The organism is Porphyromonas sp. oral taxon 275 (genome assembly GCF_018127745.1).
Taxonomy (GTDB): Bacteria; Bacteroidota; Bacteroidia; order Bacteroidales; family Porphyromonadaceae; genus Porphyromonas.
Map to the genome: position 1 here is coordinate 1,637,174 of NZ_CP072333.1, position 14,134 is coordinate 1,651,307.

10 protein-coding genes are annotated in these 14,134 nt (G+C 63.9%); 9 read left to right on the plus strand and 1 reads right to left on the minus strand.

Translation table 11 applies throughout. The features are described 5' to 3' along the window. The first annotated feature begins 27 nt into the window (after positions 1 to 27). The 3 genes from J4862_RS06500 to J4862_RS06510 are packed head-to-tail and all read left to right on the plus strand — an operon-like array spanning position 28 to position 6,052. Positions 28 to 906 (plus strand): MlaD family protein, encoded by an 879-nt coding sequence (locus J4862_RS06500; RefSeq protein WP_211788315.1) that lies wholly within the window; start codon positions 28 to 30, stop codon positions 904 to 906. Positions 907 to 943: 37 nt separating this feature from the next. Next, positions 944 to 1,963, plus strand: coding sequence for an NAD(P)-dependent oxidoreductase (locus J4862_RS06505; RefSeq protein ID WP_211788316.1), 1,020 nt, complete (start codon positions 944 to 946; stop codon positions 1,961 to 1,963). 57 nt (positions 1,964 to 2,020) lie between these two features. After that, the gene (locus J4862_RS06510; RefSeq protein WP_211788317.1) at positions 2,021 to 6,052 is read left to right on the plus strand and encodes a glycoside hydrolase family 2 TIM barrel-domain containing protein; all 4,032 of its coding nucleotides are present in this window, start codon (positions 2,021 to 2,023) and stop codon (positions 6,050 to 6,052) included. A gap of 97 nt (positions 6,053 to 6,149) precedes the next feature. On the opposite strand, the gene J4862_RS06515 is transcribed toward J4862_RS06510, so the two are convergent. Further along, positions 6,150 to 6,377 carry a hypothetical protein gene (locus J4862_RS06515; protein WP_211788318.1) on the minus strand — a complete coding sequence of 76 codons (228 nt, stop codon included), beginning with the start codon at positions 6,375 to 6,377 and terminating at the stop codon, positions 6,150 to 6,152. A 492-nt stretch (positions 6,378 to 6,869) separates the two neighbouring features. Between J4862_RS06515 and J4862_RS06520 the strand changes: the two genes are divergently transcribed. From J4862_RS06520 to miaA, 6 genes are all read left to right on the plus strand, one after another. Further along, a complete protein-coding gene (locus J4862_RS06520; protein WP_211788319.1) occupies positions 6,870 to 8,171 on the plus strand; it encodes an NAD(P)/FAD-dependent oxidoreductase in 1,302 nt (433 codons plus the stop codon). A gap of 15 nt (positions 8,172 to 8,186) precedes the next feature. Continuing rightward, the gene (locus J4862_RS06525) at positions 8,187 to 9,287 is read left to right on the plus strand and encodes a metallophosphoesterase (protein ID WP_249107410.1); all 1,101 of its coding nucleotides are present in this window, start codon (positions 8,187 to 8,189) and stop codon (positions 9,285 to 9,287) included. Between the two features lie 249 nt (positions 9,288 to 9,536). Next, entirely contained in the window at positions 9,537 to 10,136 is a 600-nt protein-coding gene (locus tag J4862_RS06530) for a hypothetical protein (RefSeq protein WP_211788320.1), read from the plus strand. Between the two features lie 266 nt (positions 10,137 to 10,402). After that, positions 10,403 to 12,163 carry an aspartate--tRNA ligase gene (gene aspS / locus J4862_RS06535; protein WP_211788321.1) on the plus strand — a complete coding sequence of 587 codons (1,761 nt, stop codon included), beginning with the start codon at positions 10,403 to 10,405 and terminating at the stop codon, positions 12,161 to 12,163. 79 nt (positions 12,164 to 12,242) lie between these two features. Then, positions 12,243 to 12,788 carry a hypothetical protein gene (locus J4862_RS06540; protein ID WP_211788322.1) on the plus strand — a complete coding sequence of 182 codons (546 nt, stop codon included), beginning with the start codon at positions 12,243 to 12,245 and terminating at the stop codon, positions 12,786 to 12,788. After that, the gene (miaA, locus tag J4862_RS06545; protein ID WP_211788323.1) at positions 12,769 to 13,707 is read left to right on the plus strand and encodes a tRNA (adenosine(37)-N6)-dimethylallyltransferase MiaA; all 939 of its coding nucleotides are present in this window, start codon (positions 12,769 to 12,771) and stop codon (positions 13,705 to 13,707) included. The genes J4862_RS06540 and miaA overlap by 20 nt, the downstream gene beginning before the upstream one ends. The last annotated feature ends 427 nt before the right edge of the window (positions 13,708 to 14,134 follow it).

Consider the following 14,134-nt stretch of genomic DNA (forward strand, 5'->3'; position numbering starts at 1 on the left):
TCATCACTACTGCTCAGCCCGCTCTATATGAAGTTCAAGAAAGAAGTACAGATAGGTCTCCTCACCGTCCTAGCCCTCGTCCTCGGCTACATCGGGATCAACTACCTCAAGGGGATCGAGATCTTCAAGAAGACGACGACCTACTACGCACACTTCGATAACCTCAACAGCGTCACCGTCGCGACGCCCGTCATCGTCAGTGGCTTCAAGGTCGGCTCGGTGCGTGAAGTGCGCTTCGACTACAACCGAGGCTACGGCGCGACCGTAGAGCTAGCGCTGGACCCCCACGTACGCGTCAGCTCCAAGAGCGTCGTCAAGATCAAGATGAACCCTCTGAGTGGCTCCGAGCTCGTCCTCACCATCGACGGCCACGATCCCCGCACCCTCTCCGACGGCGACACCATCTCCAGCGTCTCCCCCGCAGGCGACCTGCTGTCCATAGCGACAGATCAGATCCTCCCCGCCGTCAACAACATGATGCCCACCATCACGCAGACCCTCGTCCGCCTGGACACGCTGCTGCACGACAAGAGTATCGACAGCGTGCTCCTAGCCCTCAAGGGATCCTCCATGCAGCTGCATGCGATGATGGCTGCCCTCAACCAATCCAGCCAGAGCCTCAAGCCCGTGATGGACAACGTGCATGGCCTCACCGGCAACCTCCACGCCTTCAGCGCACAGCTCACCCAGCTCAAGCTCGACTCCATGATGCAGCATCTCAACGAGACGACGCGCCAGCTGCAGCAGGTCACGGCACAGCTCCGCAGCAAGGACAACACGGCAGGGCTCCTGCTCAGCGACCCCAGCCTCTACAACCGTCTGGATAGCCTGGTGAACAATGCCGACCGCCTGATGCGTGACCTCAAGGAGAACCCCAAGCGCTACGTACACTTCTCCGTCTTCTAGCCCCGCCTAGACCGTCCCTACGCTATAGAGCTAGACCATGAGCAGCACACCCCGCCTACTGATCACCGGCTCCTCGGGCTTCATCGGCAGCCATATGCTGCGCGAGGCTCGGGCTGCCGGCTACGAGCTCTGGGTAGCCGTACGCGCTGGCGCCCAGCTGGAGCGCCTCAAGCGCGAGGGCATACGCTACGTGGAGGTCGACTACTACGACGCCGAGCAGATGCGCTCGGCCTTCCACGCCCTCAGCGCCCACTACCCAGGCGAGCCCCTGTGGCACTACGTCATCCACAACGCGGGCATCACCAAGACGGCACGCCTCGAGGAGTTCCAGGAGGTCAACGCCGAGCATACGCTGCGCCTGCTGTCGGCGCTCATCGACCTGCCGCAGCCGCCCGAGCGCTTCGTCCTGATGAGTAGCCTCAGCAGCTACGGCGACATCCACCGCGACGACACGCCGCTACGCGCTGACGATCCGCAGCGCCCGACGACGCGCTACGGCCGCAGCAAGTGCCTGGCGGAGCACTACACCGAGCAGTCGGGCCTCCCCTTCACCATCCTCCTGCCCACAGGCGTCTACGGCCCTGGGGACAAGGACTACCTGATGTCCCTGCGTGGGATCGCTGGCGGCATCAACGCTATGGCGGGCTGCCAGACGCAGTACCTGACCTTCGTCCACGGCGCCGATGTGGCTCGTGCCGCGCTGCACGTCCTCTCTCGGCCCGAGGCTGAGGGCGAGCGCTACATCGTCTCCGACGGCGCTACCTATACGGATATAGAGTACGGGCGGCTCGTCCAGCGTCTGCTAGGACGCCGCCGCGTGCTGCACCTACGCGTCCCGCTACCGCTGCTGTGGGGCGTCTGTCAGCTCGGCTCGCTCTGGGCGCGGCTCAGCGGAAAGGTCACGCCCCTGAATAGGGACAAGTACCCGATCCTGGCCCAGCGCAACTGGCGCTGCGATCCCTCCCCGCTGCTGGCTCTGGGCTGGCAGCCGCGCTACGACCTCGAGGAAGGTCTCCGAGATACCCTAGAGGTAGCCCGAGCCCAAGGGCTCCTCTAGTCCCCCACCGCAAGAATACACAATAGATATACCATCCAAAACGTCTACTACACCGACATGAATCGCTACACCAAGAAGCGTCTCGTGCTGCTCGCAGCAGCCGCGCTGCTCCTAGGCCGTGGAGTAGACCTCGGCGCTCAGGCACTGCTGCCTGGCTACTCCTTCCGTACGGAGGCCGCCCCCACAGGGCAGGAGTGGCAGAACCCCGAGGACTACGCACGCAACAAGCAGCTCCCCCACAGCTATTTCTTCTCCTTCGCCGCGGGCGACCGTGCCGAGCGTGTACTGCCCGAGCACAGCAGCCTCTACCGCAGCCTCGACGGCCGCTGGCGCTTCCACTGGGTACGCACCCCTGAGGAGCGTCCCCAGGACTTCTACCGTCTGGGCTACGATGTCTCCCGCTGGGATGAGGTCAATGTCCCGATGAGCTGGAACGTCTACGGCCTGCAGAAGGACGGCACGCAGCGCTACGGCACGCCTATCTACGTCAATCAGCCCGTGATCTTCTACCACGAGGTCAAGGTCGGCGACTGGAAGAAGGGCGTCATGCGCACGCCGCCCAAGGACTGGACGACCTACCGCGATCGCAACGAGGTGGGCTCCTATCTGCGCCACTTCAGCGTCCCCAGTGACTGGGCGGGCAAGGCCGTCTACATCAACTTCGACGGCGTAGACTCCTTTTTCTATCTCTGGATCGACGGGCGCTACGTGGGCTTCTCGAAGAACTCGCGCAACCTCGCCTCCTTCGATATCTCCCCCTACCTCGACCCCAAGCTCAAGGAGCATACGGTGGCCGTCGAGGTCTACCGCAGCAGCGATGGCTCCTTCCTCGAGGCGCAGGACATGTTCCGCCTGCCGGGGATCTTCCGCTCCGTCTACCTGACGGCCAAGCCCCAGACGCAGCTGCGTGACCTACGTGTACTGCCAGGTCTCACGAAGGACTACCAGACGGGCACGCTGAGCATCACCGCGGAGGTCAGCTCGCTGAGCAAGAAGGCTAAGCCTGGGCAGCAACTCCGCTACAGCCTCTACGGCCTACCGCTCTACTCGGACGAGGCTGAGGCACGCCCCGTAGCTACGGCCACGGCGAAGGTAAGCGCCTTCGGCACGACGGAGGCGCAGCTGACCCTTTCTGAGCCTAGAGTGTGGTCTGCTGAAGCACCTTGGCGCTATGTCCTGGTGGCCGAGCTCTACGACGCTGGGGGCAAGACGCTCCTAGATAAGGCCTCGCTCTACACAGGCTTCCGCACGGTGGAGATCAAGGACACACCTGCCTCGGAGGATGAGTTCGGTATCGCTGGGCGCTACTACTATGTCAATGGCAAGCCCGTCAAGCTCAAGGGGACGAACCGCCACGAGACCAACCCCGCCCTAGGCCATGCCATCACCAAGGAGCAGATGGAGCGCGAGGTCATGATGATGAAGCGCGCCAACATCAACCACGTGCGCAACTCGCACTACCCTCCCAGCCCCTACTGGTACTACCTCTGCGACAAGTACGGCATCTACCTCGAGGACGAGGCCAATATCGAGTCGCACGAGTACTACTACGGCGCGGCCTCGCTCTCGCACGTCCCCGAGTGGGAGACGCAGCACGTGGCGCGCATGCTGGAGATGGTGCATGCCAACTATAACCACCCCTCCATCGTCATCTGGTCGCTCGGGAACGAAGCAGGCCCAGGCGTGAACTTCGTCAAGAGCTACCAGGCTACCAAGAAGCTCGACACCTCGCGCCCCATACAGTACGAGCGCAACAACGAGATCGTCGACATGGGCTCCAACCAGTACCCCTCCGTCTCCTGGGTGCAGGGCGCGGCGAAGGGCGGCTACAAGATCAAGTACCCCTTCCACATCTCGGAGTACGCCCACTCCATGGGTAATGCCTGTGGCGGCCTCAGCGACATGTGGCCGGCCATCGAGAGCACCAACTTCATCTGCGGCGGTGCCATCTGGGACTGGGTCGACCAGGCGCTCTACAACTATAAGCCCGACGGCACGCGCTACCTAGCCTACGGCGGTGACTTCGGCGACAAGCCCAATAGCGGGATGTTCGTCATGAACGGCCTGGTCTTCGCTGACCTCGAGCCCAAGCCTCAGTACTACGAGGTCAAGAAGGTGTATCAGAATGTAGGCTTCGCCTGGGCCGACCGTGCGGCGCACCGCCTGCGCATCAGCAATAAGAACTACTTCACCGACCTCTCCGACTACGAGCTACGCTGGCGCCTCATCGAGGACGGCGTCGTCACCAGGAGCGGCACGCAGCAGCTCCCCGCCATCGGGGCACGCCGGTCGGCCGAGCTCAGCCTCGATCCCAGCCAACTGGGACAGACCTCGCCCGAGAAGGAGTACTTCCTCACCCTCGAGCTCGTCCTCAAGGTAGACAAGCCCTGGGCTAAGGCCGGCTACGTGCAGGCCGACGAGCAGCTCCCCTATCAGAGCAAGCGCCCTGAGGTCGCCCAGCCCTCCAGCGGACTGCGCCTCACGAAGGTCGCCAAGGAGGGGGATAGCTACAGCGTCACGGGTAGGGACTTCTCCGCGGCCTTCGACCTCAAGGAGGGTACGCTCTCCAGCCTCGTCTACGCAGGTGACACGCTGCTGCGCCCTGGTCAGGGTCCCCGCCTGAACGCCTTCCGCGCCCCTGCCGACAATGATATCTGGGCACGCAGACGCTGGGTAGCCAACGGCCTTCACAACCTGCGCCATCAGGTACAGCAGTACAGGGTGCAGCGCCTCGCCGACGGCTCACTGCAGCTCTTCTTCACCGTGCGCTCGCAGGCGCCGAACGCTGCCGTCCTCAAGATGGAGCGCGCCTCAGGCCGCTACGAGATCATCGAGGACACGACGCAGCGCTTCGGTCCCGAGGACTTCCACTTCACCTCGCAGGTCGTCTGGACGGTACGCCCCGACGGGACGATCCAGCTGAACTCGGGCATCAGCTCCAACAAGCCGAACCTCGTCCTGGCGCGTCTCGGCTACGAGTTCGTCCTGCCCAAGAGCTACGACCAGTACCGCTACTACGGCCGCGGCCCGATCAATAACTACGGCGACCGCAAGAGCGGCCAGTTCGTCCAGCTCCACCAGAGCACTGTCGCGGGCCAGTTCATCTCCTTCCCCAAGCCCCAGACGATGGCCAACCGCGAGGACGTACGCTGGACGAGCCTCACCAACGCCGCAGGCAATGGCCTCCTCTTCATCTCCGACAGCCTGATGACGAGCTCCGCCCTGCCCTACTCGGCACTGGATCTGCTGCTCGCCCCGCACCCCACCGAGCTGCCCCCTGCAGGGGACACGCACCTCGTGCTGGGGATCAGCTCCACAGGCCTCGGCGGCTTCAGCTGCGGTCAGGGTCCTCCCACCGAGCAGTACCAGACGAAGGCCGAGCCTCACTACTTCGGCCTGACAATCCGCCCGCTGCGTGGTATCAAGCCTCAGCAGACGCACAGCACGACGGTGCCCCAAGCAGCCGCTGCCCCCATCATCGCCCGCGGGCTGGATGGCATGCTCAGCCTGAAGGCACGCCCCGGCGCCGAGCTGATGATCCAGATCGGCAAGGCTAAGGCGCAGCGCTACACGGGTCCCGTGCTGATGCGCGAGCCCGTCCAGGTCAAGGCCTGGGATAGGCGTCACCCCGAGCTGGTGAGCATCGAGCACTTCACCCGCGTAGAGACGGTGCAGGCAACCATCCTCTCCGCCAGCAGCGAGGAGGTACCCTACGGCGACGAGGCAGCGAACCTCCTCGACTTCGACCCCGGGACGATCTGGCACAGCATGTACTCCGTGACGGTGACCAAGTACCCCCACTGGATCGACTTCGACGTCCTGGACACCAAGCTCATCCGTGCCTTCACCTACCTACCACGTCAGGATGAGAACTGGACGGGCGACATCAAGGACTACGCCATCTCCATCAGTCAGGACGGCAAGACCTGGACGGAGGTGCAGAAGGGGACCTTCGCCAAGGACAAGAAGCTCAAGCGCGTCGACCTCAGCCAGCCTCAGCGCGCCCGCTACCTCCGCTTCACGGCCCTCTCGGCGCAGAACGGTGGCGACTACGCCAGCGGTGCCGAGATGAGCATCATCGCCGACTAGCGCCGCAGCTCAGCACAGCTACTACAGACAGCGCCCGCCTTCCCTAGCTGGGGAGGCGGGCGCTGTCGTATTTAGATACCGGAGCGTCAGGCGGGGGTTAGCCCTGCTGCTTGTACTCGCGGCTTAGTCGGGAGAGGAAGTGCTGCGTCCGTGCAGCTGCTGCGGGCAGACAGAGCACGAAGGCGAGCAGCGGCAGGAAGCTCCGATAGGCCTCCCTGAGGCTCATCCCCTCCTGATAGTAGAAGAGTCCCCAGCCGATGAAGCTGTAGACGATGAGGAGTATCGTACGTACGACGGTGGGGGATAGGAGTTGCTTGGGCTTCATACTTGTGAGCGTATTTGTAGTCATTATGTTAGGAGCAAATGTACACATCTATTCCTATTCGGCGAGCGAGTCGCGGCGCGCGCCGCTGGGGGAGCGACAGCCCCCTGGCCTAAGGGGGAGCCCCACCAGCGCGGCCCAGCCTTTACCGAGCTCGCCACCAAGCGAACGAAGCCCCACAGCCGCGCTGCGGATCGCCCTCACGAAGGCCTGCGGTTGCCGCCAGCGGCAAGGGGCGGCGAGCGCCCAGCCTCCCCAGAGGCGCGCTGAGGGATATCCCTCAGACAGCTGATGGGCATCCCTCACGCGTCTGAAGGACGTCCCTCGAGGAGCTGATGGATATCCCTCAGGAGGCCTCCCTCGATGCCGAGCACGGGCGGTAAGGCTAGGGGAAGCAGCCCTGCGGCGGGTAGAGCACGGGGGACGTAACCTTTTGCGCGCGTGGGCGGTTCTATCCCTGCAGACGAATAAAGACGTATTTAGCTATTCCAATCTATGAGCATCAATATCCCCAGCTCCTCGCTGCCGCGTGTGGTCATCGCAGGTGGAGGCTTCGGCGGGCTCAAGCTCGCCCAGGAGCTCGATAGTAGTCGCTTCCAGATCGTCCTCATCGATCAGAACAACTACCACCAGTTCCCCCCGCTGATCTACCAGGTGGCCTCCTCGGGGCTCGAGCCCAGCAGCATTGCCTTCCCCTTCCGCTCGGCCTTCCGCCGCAAGGGGAACTTCCTCTTCCGCCTAGCATCGGTGGAGGCGGTCGACGCCGAGCACAAGCAGCTCCTCACCTCCGTGGGGCCCGTCAGCTACGACTACCTCGTGCTGGCCTGCGGCGGGACGACGAACTTCTTCGGCAAGGAGCAGGTGGCGCGCCACGCCCTACCGATGAAGACACTCTACGAGTCGATGAACCTGCGTAACGTGCTCCTACAGAATATCGAGCAGGCCCTAGTGGCGGACCATCCCGAGGAGCAGGCCGCCCTACAGCGCGTCATCATCGTCGGTGGTGGCCCCTCAGGGGTCGAGATCGCTGGGGCACTGGCGGAGATGAAGCGCTACGTCCTGCCCAAGGACTACCCCGGGATGGATATCGACGCCTTCGAGATCCATCTGGTGGATGCCGCACCGCGCCTCCTAGGGGCGATGAGTGAGAAGAGCTCCGAGGCCGCAGCCCGTGGGCTGAGGAGCCTAGGGGTGGAGCTGCACTTCGGCAAGATGGTCACCGACTACGACGGGCTGACGCTCTCCTTCGCCGACGGCGAGGCCATGCGCTCCCGCACCGTCATCTGGGTGAGCGGCATCACGGCCAACGAGGTGGCAGGCCTCTCGGCTGAGACCCTCGGCCGTGGCCGCCGTATCCTCGTCGACGCCCATAGCGAGGTCCTCGGCTACCCCGACATCTTCGCCCTCGGCGACCAGAGCCTCATGACCACCGACCCCAACTATCCGCAGGGGCATCCCCAGCTGGCACAGGTAGCCCTACAGCAGGCTAAGCTCCTGGCTGCCAACCTCAAGGCACGCCTCGACGGCCGCTCCCAGCGTCCCTTCGCCTACCGCGACCTCGGCTCTATGGCGACCATCGGGCGTAATAAGGCTGTGGCCGAGATCGGTCGTATGAAGTGGGGCGGCTTCTCCGCCTGGCTGCTCTGGCTGGTCGTGCACCTACGCTCCATCCTCTCGGTGCGCAATAAGATCATCGTCCTGCTGAACTGGGTCTGGAACTACATCACCTACGACCGCTCGCTGCGCCTGATCCTCAAGCGCAATATCCCCGTCGAGCCGCGCGACCTCCACTCTTAGCCGAGCGCTCCCGATATGCCTCCTATAGCTATGATCGTGACGGCTCTCGCCGTCCTTCTCCTCGGCCTCGGCTACTCCAGCTGGCGCCTGGTGACCATTGCCCCCATGACGCCTGCCCTACGCTGGATCGTCCTGGGGCTGTGGCTCGGGGCCTTCGCCCTCAGCCTCGGCAGCCTCCTCCTCAGGGGCGGGCTGTCGGTAGCCCTGACGCGCTACACCTATCCCTTCAGCACGTCCTGGATCTTCTGGCTGCTCTACCTCGTCCTCCTCTTCCTGGCGCTCGACCTGCTGCGCCTCATCCCCCAGCTACGGCCGCTCCTCGCCCCGAGCTGGCCACTGGCGGGCGTGCTGGGGCTCCTCATCGTCGGCATCTTCGCCTGGGGCAGCTACCGCTACCAGCAGAAGGTGCGCGTAGCACTGGAGCTCACCATGGCCAAGCAGCTGGAGCGCCCGATCAAGATCGTCGGCATCAGTGACCTGCACCTAGGCTACACCATAGGGCGCGAGGAGCTGAGCCGCTGGGTGCAGCTGATCAATGCCGAGCGCCCCGACCTCATCCTCATCGCGGGCGACCTCGTGGATGGCGACGTGCGCCCCGTGCTGGAGGATCGTCTCGCCGAACTGGTGAATCAGCTCGAGGCCCCGGTCTACGCCTGCCTCGGCAATCATGAGTACCTCGGCGGCGAGGCGCGGGAGAAGGGCTTCATCCGTCAGACGAAGATCCAGCTGCTGCAGGACTCGGTGGCCACCTTCGAGGACAAGCTCTACATCATCGGGCGCGATGACGCGACGAACCGCCGTCGCCGCTCGCTGCGGGAGCTGACGGCAGGGCTCGACCGCACGAGGCTCATCCTCCTGCTCGACCACCAGCCCCATCACCTCGAGGAGGCTGAGCAGGCGGGCATAGACCTCCAGCTCTCGGGGCACACGCACCGCGGACAGGTCTTCCCCATCAACCTCATCGTGGACCAGCTCTACGAGCGATCACACGGCTACCACCGTCGCGGCGCCACGCAGTACTACGTCTCGAGCGGCATAGGCATCTGGGGCGGCAAGTACCGCATAGGCACCCAGAGCGAATACGCCGTCATCACGCTCCGTCCCCAGGCGAACTAGCCCGAGCGCGCCCCCATCCCAAGGCAGGCCGCAGAGCCTAGCCCTACCCCCATCCTTCCCCAAGCTCAGGGGGCTAACACGGACGCTGTTAGCCCCCTGAACTCTTAGGGACACCAGCACCTTGCGCAGTGCGGGTAATTCCTATATCTTTGCTCCTGCTACACCCCGCCACTGGCCTAAGCGGCGAAGCGACGGGCGCCCCCTGCAGCCGCGGGGAGGCTGTCAGCTACACTACTTATTAAGATCAATATGAAGAAAACAATCCTACAGCTAGGGCTCGCCCTAGCCCTTGGGACAGGCACACTTCTAGCGCAGGAGGCTGAGGCTCCCCTGCAGCGCCACCAATACGGCTTCGAGCTCGGCTCACATAATGGATTCGGCTACGAGTTCCGACTCTCTCGGCGCTTCTCCCTCACGGCTCGGACGGGCTTGGGGATCGGGCTAAGCTATGGTAAAGGGGCTAGCGGAAAGGTAGAGCTGAGCTTCAGCGGTGTAGGCCCTTACCTAGAGTTCGCCCCGCGCTGGTACTTCTCCAAGGCCTCCACTAGCCCCTACTATCAGAAGGGGGGCTACCTGAGCTTCCGCCTAGGGATAGAGGGAGGAGACAAGCTCACCCTCTTCGGCTCCAAGCCGAGTGAGTATCTCTGGACAGACTACAGCCTCTTACAATCCCTGAGCTTCGGATGGACCTTCGGCCTGAGCCAAAAGAGCTACCTGCGCACCTCCCTAGGGCTGGGCTACGCTCGTTACCGCCAGCACGTGTATGATGGCACGAAGTATTGGGTCACGAGCCGCGATCTGAGCGAGATCCCCGTCCTCATGGAGCTGCAGTACGGGATTAGGCTCTAGAGCTGTGTCCCCCCGCGCCGCAGTCTTCCTCCTAGCGTAAGCAGCGGCGGGAGACAGCCAAGGCCTAAGCGCCCTATCGAGGCCACCGAGCGACCCTGCTCGGTGGCCTCCTCGCTATCCAGCCCTAGGGGGCTCAGGGCACCTCAGCGCCAGGCGAGCTGAGCCTACAGCCTAGGCAGCTCAGGGCCGAAGCCGTGCGGCAGGGCGCGGTCGGTCAATTCTTCGTACTTTTGCGCTAGAGACAACACCATACAATAGATATAGCTATGTATCGCACTACTACCTGCGGCGCGCTGCGCCTCAGCCAGGTCGGGGAGCAGGTCACGCTCGCCGGCTGGGTACAGAAGGCACGTCGCATGGGCGGCATGATCTTCGTCGATCTGCGTGACCGCTACGGCATCACGCAGCTGGTCTTCAACGAGAGCCTCGTCGGCCCCGACCTCATCGCCCAGGCTGAGAAGCTGGGGCGCGAATACGTCATCCAGGTCTCGGGCAAGGTCGCCGAGCGTGAGAACAAGAACCCCAAGCTCGACACGGGCGACATCGAGATCCTCGTCGAGCGCCTCAGCGTGCTCAACGCCTCGGAGGTCCCCCCCTTCACCATCGAGGACGAGACCGACGGCGGTGATGACCTGCGTATGAAGTACCGCTACCTCGACCTACGCCGCAGCTGCGTGCGCTCCAACCTCGAGCTGCGTCACCGCTTCGCCCTGGCCGTACGTCGCTACCTCGACGCCCAGGGCTTCCTCGAGGTCGAGACACCCGTACTGATCAAGTCTACCCCTGAGGGCGCCCGCGACTTCGTCGTGCCCTCGCGCATGAACCCCAATCAGTTCTACGCCCTGCCGCAGTCGCCACAGACCTTCAAGCAGCTGCTCATGGTCAGTGGCTTCGACCGCTACTTTCAGATCGTGAAGTGCTTCCGCGACGAAGACCTGCGCGCCGACCGCCAGCCCGAGTTCACGCAGATCGACTGCGAGATGAGCTTTGTGGAGCAGGAGGACGTGCTGACCATCTTCGAGGGCATGACGAAGTACCTCTTCCAGGAGCTGCTGGGCGTGGAGGTCGCCACTCCCTTCCCCCGCATGAGCTGGCAGGAGGCGATGAGCCGCTATGGGTCGGACAAGCCCGACACGCGCTTTGGCATGGAGTTTGTAGAGCTCAAGGATACGCTCTCGGGCTTCGGCTTCGGGGTCTTCGACGATGCCGCCTACATCGGGGGTATCTGTGCCCAGGGTGCCGCCAGCTACACGCGTAAGCAGCTGGATGCCCTGACGGACTTCGTCAAGCGCCCGCAGATCGGCGCTAAGGGCATGGTCTACGCACGCGTCGAGGCCGACGGCACGGTCAAGAGCAGCGTGGACAAGTTCTACAGCCAAGAGACGCTACAGGCACTGGCCTCCAAGATGCAGGCCGCACCCGGCGACCTCATCCTCATCCTCTCGGGGGACGAGCCGATGAAGGTACGCAAGCAGCTCTGCGAGCTCCGTCTTGAGATGGGCTCACAGCTTGGGCTCAGAGACAAGCGCCAGTTCTCCTGCCTCTGGGTGGTGGACTTCCCGCTCTTCGAGTGGGATGAGGAGACGCAGCGCTTCTACGCCATGCACCACCCCTTCACCTCGCCCAAGCCCGAGGACATCCCCCTACTGGCGACCGACCCAGGAGCCGTGCGGGCCAATGCCTACGACATGGTCATCAACGGCGTCGAGGTCGGTGGCGGCTCGATCCGTATCCACGACAGCGGGCTGCAGGCACAGATGTTCGACCTCCTGGGCTTCACCCCCGAGAAGGCTCAGGAGCAGTTCGGCTTCCTGATGAATGCCTTCAAGTACGGGGCTCCTCCCCACGGCGGGCTGGCCTACGGGCTGGATCGCTTCGTCTCGCTCTTCGCTGGGCTGGACAGCATCCGTGACTGTATCGCCTTCCCCAAGAATAATTCCGGCCGCGACGTGATGATCGATGCGCCCTCGCTCATCGACCAGGAGCAGCTCGACGAGCTCTGCCTCTCCCTCTCGCAGCCCAAGTAGCGCCCCCGCAGTAGCACAGGCCCCCCGATGGGCTGTGCTGCCCTTGGGGCTGCACCCGCACCTAGATCCCATCTATATTATGGTATACCGCTTATCCCTACTCTCGGACGAGAACGACTTCTTCCGCCGCGAGCTACTCATCGACTCCGAGGCGAGCTTCCTGCTGCTCAATGACTTCATCCTCGACAGCCTAGGCTACCGTCCCGACGAGCTGACGAGCTTCTACGTCTGCGACGAGGACTGGCAGAAGGAGGAGGAGATCACCCGTATGGACATGGGCTCACGCCCCGACGAGGACAGCCTGCTGATGGCCGACACGCTGCTGGAGGACAAGCTCGAGCGCCGTGGCGACCACCTCTTCTTCGTCTTCGACATGCTCAGTGAGCGCGGCCTCTTCATCGAGGTCGAGGAGCTGCAGCCAGGCAAGAGCCTCGAGACCCCCCAGATGATCCTCAGCGAGGGCAAGGCGCCGAAGCAGATCGCCTCCTTCGAGGAGTCGCTGACACGCGCTGCGGCCATCTCTGGGACGCCCTTCGAGGGCGAGGACTTCGGGGATGAGTCCTTCAGCGAGGACGAGCTGGACCTCGAGGGCTTCGATATCGCGGATGCCGAGAGCCTCTACTAGCAGCCCGCTGCTCCTAGTCCTCGTGGGGCCCACGGGGGTAGGCAAGACGGAGCTAAGCATCCGCCTCGGAGAGCGGCTCTCCACGAGCATCCTCTCGGCTGACTCGCGGCAGATCTATCGCGAGCTCCCTATAGGCACAGCTGCCCCCTCCCTCGAGGAGCGGGCGGCTGTGCCTCATTACTTCGTAGGCACACGCAGCATCCACGACTACTACAGCGCTGCCGACTACGAGCGCGAGGCACTGGAGACGCTGGCGGAGCTCTTCGCCGAGCAGCCCGTCGTCCTCGTCTCGGGCGGCTCAATGATGTACGTCGATGCCCTCTGTCGCGGGCTCGACGCCGTGCCGAGCGTGCCCGAGGACCTGCGCCGTGCCGTGTGGCAGCGCTACGAGGCCGAGGGGCTGGAGGGCATACGCCACGACCTGGAGCAGGTCGACCCCGACTACCTAGGTCAGGTCGACCCAGCCAACTACAAGCGCCTCCTCCACGCCTGGGAGGTCTACCTCGCCACAGGGAGCCCCTTCACCAGCTACCACCGAGGAGAGCCCAAGCAGCGCCCCTTCCGCATCCTGAGGGTGGGGCTGGAGCGACCACGCCCCGAGCTCTACGCCCGCATTGATCGGCGTGTGGAGCTCATGCTCGAGGCGGGGCTGGAGGCCGAGGCGCGCGCCGTCTACCCCTACCGCGCGCTCAACGCGCTCAACACCGTCGGCTACAAGGAGCTCTTCGCCTACTTCGACGGCACCATCGACCGCGCCGAGGCCATCCGCCTAATCCAGCGCAATAGCCGCCACTACGCCCGCAAGCAGCTCAGCTGGTGGCAGCGCGACCCCTCCATCCACTGGCTCGACGCCAGCGCCCCCGACCTCCTCGAGTCCGTCCTAGCCTTACTCGAGGCCCCCATAGCCCCCTTGGACTAAGCGCTGAGCAAGCGCCCCCTCCTCCCCGACCAAGGGCGATTTCCCCTCCCCATAAGCACCACGACACCTGTCCAAGCGGCCTCGCTTGATGCCGCTTAGGCCGCTCAGCGCGGCACCAGCCCGCGGCTCGCTCCGCGAGGGATAGCCCTCAGCCCGCTGACTGCCGTCCCTCACGGCGCTGACTGCCGTCCGTCGGGCGGCTGACGGATATCCCTCAGGAGCCCTTTTCCCCTTGGCTTAGAGCCCCTCTGAGGCGTCTTCGACCTCCTGCCTCGCCCCTAGCCGAGCGAGGTAGGAGGACATTATGCGTCGAGGCCTAGCTGCGCTTAGGTGATGTGGATAAATTTCCGTAAATTTGCGGAGCAAAAGGCGGGTATGCCCTACGGGCTGCCTCGACCAGCGCACCAAAGCAGTATAAATAGTATTC